Origin of the sequence: Mesorhizobium sp. M1A.F.Ca.IN.020.03.2.1, from assembly GCF_004023205.1 — a bacterium.
GTDB lineage: Bacteria > Pseudomonadota > Alphaproteobacteria > Rhizobiales > Rhizobiaceae > Mesorhizobium.
The window spans coordinates 1-5,740 of record NZ_RZSV01000296.1; the positions used below are offsets into that span (position 1 = coordinate 1).

Below are 5,740 nucleotides of genomic sequence, written 5' to 3' on the forward strand. Positions count from 1 at the left end.
ATCTCGCCCGCCCTGCACCTCGGATAGCGATCATTCACCGTTTGTTCATTATGATAGCGCACGATCATAACTGGACATGCTGGTAGCTCGTACATGCCTGAAGGCCCTGCGCGCCGACCCAGCGCCGGGGCCTTTTTACTTCCGCAAAATCGATTCCAGCAACGTGGGCACTTCGCAGGATGTCGCAATCCCGCGCTTGCGATGATACGCCGTACAGCGAATTGCGCGAGTCAAACGAATTTGGGTTCCTCAAATATAGAATCGTCGATACCGATCCTGATGGATCGAGCCTCGACGACGAAGTCAACCATCTTCAAACGGAATTATTCAACATTGCCGAGAGCTCCCGGTGTGCCGTCGAAGCCGACATTCGGGAGGTCAGCGGTCACCAACGATCATGGTGATCGCCAGCATCTTTCGTATTCACATGACCGTCGGCCTGGTACTTTCCCGAGGCCATGACATGAGTGGGTCTTCCAAGCACCGATTTGGCCCGGTAGGATTTGCAGGGGGCGCGGACAAGCGGATGAACAAACGGAATGATGCTGGAAAACTGCGCGCCTGCTGGGATTTAGCCGACCGTCGATAGGAACATAGCCCTGGTCGACGGCTTTCTGAAGGGCAAGAGTTTCGCCGACCTGGCTCAGGAACATGGCTTGTCGACAACGAGGGTGCGCCAAATCATCGAGAAGGCCGATCGGCTCGTGGGCGGCGGCATTCAGACCAAGACTGAAACGTCCAACGCCTCGCCTCGATCCGATTTCATGGTCGACTATCCCTATGTGTGCAAATTGGCCGAGAAGCACCGGCTGGGTAGCGTCACGCCGCATCATTCTTTGCGGAGCTGGAGCGCGCGGGATCGCCGGAGCGGCTGGTGAAAGCGGTTGCCGGGGCGCACGCCAACAACAACACGTGAGCTGGCGCCTCGTGTGGCAAAAGGAGAGGGCGAGAGCCCATGGCCTGCAATGAAGCGATCAAGCATTGCGATCGTGGAACCAAGCTGCCCAGTCGACCATCCGGACCGCGGCCTTCAATGCCAGCTCGCCTTGGAATCGGCCTTCCAGGAATTGGCTGAGCGCGCAGCGGAATCCGGCTGGACCGAGGAGATAGCCACGCGCTCCTCGAACTCGCCGGCGCGCGCCTCAGGAGCGACTCCGCCAATGACGAGACTGAGAGGACGATTAATCGTGCCAGGGCAACGAGAGAGCGGCAGGTTCAAGAAGCCTCGCCTGACCCGATAGGAACGTCGCTGCGCCAATAAAATTGGCGGTGAAGGCTGACCGCGGCCGAGTCGGGCAAGCGAGCGAAGTGCTGAAATAAGGGCGTGAGAATCCAAGACATCGTTTGTAGAGAGCATCGAGCTTCGCGAAATTGTGGTACAGGATCGACCGCAGGTGTTCTCGGAGCGCTCGCAGAACCCGGGATTCTTCCGCGGCACCCGCCAAGGCGAAGAAGGGTCAGAGTTGCACGATAACGCTTAAAAGCGAGCCTTCCTCCGAAAGTCTGCGCGCGCAGTTCCACGGTCCGATGCGCTTTCATAGCTATTCCAATCGCCGCGCCCATTCTCTCCCGGATCAGGTCCAGCGGGTCTGCAGTGCATGCGCCCCCAAAGTGGACGCCATTGGGCCGGGTGAACCGGGCTCGATTGCGCGCCGAAGGCCCGTTCCAGGCCCGGAAATCCGGGTCCGTCAGGGCGAGCGCGTGCGGGTCGAGGTAGAGAACGGCCTTGCCGAGAAAACGACCGTGCACTGGCATCGCGTGCGTGTGCCACATGCCATGGATGGCGTGCCTCACCTCACGCAGAAGCCGATTGGAGCGGGCGAGCGCTTCGTCTACGAGTTCGACGCCGTCGACGTCGGCATCTGCTGGTATCACCCGCACCAGCGGAGCTTCGAACAGGTCGGGCGCGGACTTTATGGTCCGCTGATCATCGAGGAACCGAAGGCGGTGCGGGCCGATCGCGAGGTGACCTGGATGCTCGGTGACTGAGGGCTGACGAAATCTGGCGCAATCAGCGAGGATTTCGGCAACCGGCACGACATTCACCACAATGGCCGCGTCGGCAACACGGTTACCATCAATGGCCGCGTGCCGGATACCTTTGCGGTCAGAAAGGGCGAGCGCATCCGGCTGCGGCTGATCAACGCCGCCAATGCACGCATCTTCAGTCCCGACTTCACGGGTTTTCAGGCCGGCCGTCATCGCGCTCGACGGCCAGCCGGTGACGCCACACGCGCCGGAGGCGGGTGGTGCTGGGTCCCGCAATGCGCACCGATCTGATCCTCGACATGACGGGCAAGCCGGGCAGCCGGCTTTCGATCTTCGACCAGTTCTACGAGGGGCTGGAATATGAGCTCGTCGATCTTGTTTATTCCGACACTCCGCTTAGGGCACGTGTGCCTGATTGGCCGCTGACCCTGCCGACCATTCCGCTGCCGGAGCCGGACCTCGATACAGCGTCCCGCAACGAAGTCGTCTTCACCGGCGGCATGATGGGCGAGATGGTGGCGCAGGACATGGGTGAAAGCATGGGTCCGGGCGCATGATGCAGGACGATGAATTCCGGCACCGCCTGGTTCATCAACGGCGTCGCCGCCGACGAGGCCAATCACGACATGAAGCCGGGGCTGACGCTCTTGCGGAATAAGAGCCACGTCATCGCCACGACCAACGCAACCGCGTGGCATGATCCGATCCATCTGCACGGCCATTCCTTCCGGGTGATTTCCCGCAACGGCCAGCCCACCCCACGTCGCGAATGGCAGGACACGGCGCTGGTTTCGCCGCGCGAGAAGGTCGAGATCGCCTTCGTCGCCGACAATCCCGGCAATTGGATGTTCCACTGCCACGTTCTCGAACACCAGGCGGCCGGTCGCCTGACCAGTCCACAAGCCGAAGGAGAAGCAAAAATGTCCAATACCCTGATAGCTCTTGTCCTCGCCTCGATCCTGTCAGGCGCCGCTCCGGCGTTCGCCGGCGAAAGGACGTCACGCTCTACAAGAACCCGCAATGCGGCTGCTGCGAAGGTTATGCCGGCTATTTGCAGGAAACGGCTTCGCTGTCACCGTCAAGGCCGACGCACGACCTTTTCGCCATGAGCCGCGAAGAGGGCATTCCGCCGGAAGCCGATGGCTGCCTTCTCTCGTTCATCGACGGCTATGTGGTGAGCGGCCATGTGCCGGTCGGCACGGTCAACAAGCTCTTGACCGAGCGGCCCGACATCAAAGGGCATGACGCTGCCCGGCATGCCGATGGGCTCCCCCGGCATGAGTGGCACGAAGGAAGCGCCCTTCGAGATTCTCGAAATCCGGAAGTCTGACGGGACCGGCGGCGTCTACGCCACGGAATAGGAGGCTTCGATGATGGAATGCATGAGCGGCATGATGATGTTCGGCATGGGCCTGGTGTGGCTGCTTGTCGTCGTCGTGCTCGTCCTCGGGACGGCCGCGCTGATCAAGTACCTGTTCTCCAGCGGCGGCAAAGGAGAAGGGCGTCGGTCCTCTTATCGATGCGTGGCCGCGGCAGGCCTCGGATTGGTCTGGACATTGCCTTGGCTCGCCAACCGGATGGCCGGTGGCGGCGCCCCGGCCGCGGCGATAGCGCTAGGCAAGACGGTTTTAGCCAGGCGAAGGTCAGCGCGATTGGAAAGCCCGCTGCCTTCGGGACGCATGCCGGCGCCGGGACCGGCCGCGGTCGTCGGCGGCGGCTACCAGAGCGACATGCCGGGCTTCGGGAATGTCCTCACCGACGAGGAGATCCGGGCCGTTCTGGCCTTCATCAAAAGCACATGGCCCGAGCGGGAACGCGCCTATCAGGCAGATGAGCCGCCGGGAGCGGGAGCAGACACAGTGAGACCAATCCTAGCCGCGGAGCCCTCGAACGCCCCCAACCGGAATGCATTGTCCATGAAAGCGAAACCGTCGCTTGCGATTCAATTTCTGGCGCTGATCCTCGCGACCTCCGCGCTGGCCCACCATCCGGGCGCCGATCTCGACAAGATGAGGGACAGCGCGGAGAGGTTCTTCCAGGCGATCGACGAGCAGGCCGCGCCGCCTTTCGAACTGGCCGACGCGGACGGAAGGGCCGTCCGCCTTTCCGATTTCTCCGACAAGATCGTGGTGCTCTACTTCATGACGAGGTAACCTTGGAAGAAGAAGGCGACGGCCACTGGCGGCAGGATGGCAAGCACGCTGGCCGCAAAAAGCGGCCCATACTCATAGAAGCGGGCCGGTTCTGTCGCAAATCGTGCTTTTGGCCACAACTGGACGCTTTCGCGCGCTTATGGACCAGCTCACATGTCCAACAACGCAAGCAGATGACAGGGCTCGACGTGCCCCGGGGTGGCGCCCTACTTCCACGCTCGCACTGTCACACTCCCGCCGAAAGGCGGGTTTAGTGAGTTATGGCAGTGACTGTGCCACCAGTCCAAACGTCGAGTTTCGCGGCAACTTCGACGCTTTCCTTAGCTGACTTGCCCAAAACCAGCGCGGCCAAAGCATACTGCTTGCCGCTCCCGATGGCATAATATTCACCTTTCACGGGATCACTTGGCAGCCAATTGCCGTCCAACAATACGGCTTCCCCATTTTTGCGCACTATCAGCGCCTCAAATTCAAAATTGTCGTCGTTGCGCGGCACAGGAATATCAGAAACATCCATGCCCTTCTCAACCCAGTCTCGAACGGCCTTTGGAATACCCAAGGACGAAGAGGAAACGCCGATGAGTGTGCCGTCGCATAAGCGAAACACCTTCGTTTTCTCACCGACGGATACTGAGTCAAAACCCAAGGCTCGGCCGTCGCCAGCCATGGTTCCGTTCCTGTAAGCTATTGTTGTCATTGGCACCCTTCTATCGCTACATCAAACTTCAGGACCTTGCGCATGTCCCCTGTGTCAAGGTCACTGACCCACGGCCTATTTGCCTGATACACGATACAGGCTGCGCTCCTTGAGTTCGCGCACGGGTGGCCGTCATCTTGCCGCCTTCGCGCAATGCCTTGAACAGGCCGAGTCTGTCCCCCAGCGGGAATGACAACCACCTCCATGTCGTTGAAAAGCAGGAAATCCGTCACTTTGCCTCGTCGGTAACGGGCGGAGCCGGAGCGGTCGTCACCGGGCAAGCGCGGTCGCAGTAGGTATCCTGGGCAGCCCGTCAGACATGGATGGCTCCGGTTGTGGTGACGGGGAGGGCGATAAGCAAGTTCGGGCCAAGTGATTGTTCCGCGGCTGTATGTTTTGGTGAGGTGATCATGCGACTTCTTGTTGGTCGGTCACGTGTTTGCGGATAACCAGCATGCGCTGTGCCAAATGAGAAAACCATTTAAAGTCAATCCAGCAGATCTGACTGTATTCCGACATTGTCGGAAATTGGACATCGCCGAACGCGAGCGCTCGGGGCTTGTGATGATACTTGGGCGTGCTGCTTCGGAGGAGGGATGCGCCTCGTACCGGCCGCGAAGCCTTCCTGCATTTAAGGCGCCAGATCAATTGAACGCGCATACCAGTCAGCCGTCCCGTCGTTTAGTCCAAATGGCGATCCAACTCAGCGCGCTCACGCCATCCACCTTTCTGCGCGACCCAAGCTAAACACGCTCGGCGATGATTAGGATACCTACTACATCTGGACCCGCCCGGACCCGCCCGGCCTTGCTCGCCTGCGAGACTTGAGGCGTTCGTCGATCGGATAGAGGTTTCGATTCAGGAGACGTGCTTCGTGATGCGGCCATGATAGGCCGGTCCC

General features: G+C 60.5%; 8 protein-coding genes. 6 read left to right on the forward strand and 2 right to left on the reverse strand.

What is annotated here, in order from left to right; all coding sequences use genetic code 11:
* Positions 1-656: 656 nt before the first annotated feature.
* Complete coding sequence (locus EOA79_RS28750; protein WP_127319836.1) at positions 657-878, forward strand: hypothetical protein; 222 nt, start codon at positions 657-659, stop codon at positions 876-878.
* Between the two features lie 152 nt (positions 879-1,030).
* Here EOA79_RS28750 and EOA79_RS33015 read toward each other — a convergent pair whose 3' ends face one another.
* Positions 1,031-1,219, reverse strand: a complete 189-nt coding sequence (locus EOA79_RS33015; protein WP_158302651.1) for a hypothetical protein — start codon at positions 1,217-1,219, stop codon at positions 1,031-1,033.
* Between the two features lie 482 nt (positions 1,220-1,701).
* Between EOA79_RS33015 and EOA79_RS33855 the strand changes: the two genes are divergently transcribed.
* From EOA79_RS33855 to EOA79_RS34310, 5 genes are all read left to right on the forward strand, one after another.
* Positions 1,702-1,989 carry a multicopper oxidase domain-containing protein gene (locus EOA79_RS33855; protein ID WP_236473615.1) on the forward strand — a complete coding sequence of 96 codons (288 nt, stop codon included), beginning with the start codon at positions 1,702-1,704 and terminating at the stop codon, positions 1,987-1,989.
* A 260-nt stretch (positions 1,990-2,249) separates the two neighbouring features.
* On the forward strand, positions 2,250-2,546 hold the full coding sequence (locus EOA79_RS33860; protein WP_236473614.1) for a hypothetical protein: 297 nt from the start codon (positions 2,250-2,252) through the stop codon (positions 2,544-2,546).
* A gap of 9 nt (positions 2,547-2,555) precedes the next feature.
* Entirely contained in the window at positions 2,556-3,098 is a 543-nt protein-coding gene (locus EOA79_RS33865; RefSeq protein WP_236473613.1) for a multicopper oxidase domain-containing protein, read from the forward strand.
* Entirely contained in the window at positions 3,095-3,319 is a 225-nt protein-coding gene (locus EOA79_RS33870) for a DUF411 domain-containing protein (protein WP_236372580.1), read from the forward strand. The genes EOA79_RS33865 and EOA79_RS33870 overlap by 4 nt, the downstream gene beginning before the upstream one ends.
* Before the next feature lie 40 nt (positions 3,320-3,359).
* A complete protein-coding gene (locus EOA79_RS34310; RefSeq protein WP_244529185.1) occupies positions 3,360-4,142 on the forward strand; it encodes a redoxin domain-containing protein in 783 nt (260 codons plus the stop codon).
* Positions 4,143-4,392: 250 nt separating this feature from the next.
* Here EOA79_RS34310 and EOA79_RS28785 read toward each other — a convergent pair whose 3' ends face one another.
* Positions 4,393-4,809, reverse strand: coding sequence for a hypothetical protein (locus tag EOA79_RS28785; protein WP_063169404.1), 417 nt, complete (start codon positions 4,807-4,809; stop codon positions 4,393-4,395).
* Between the last annotated feature and the right edge of the window lie 931 nt (positions 4,810-5,740).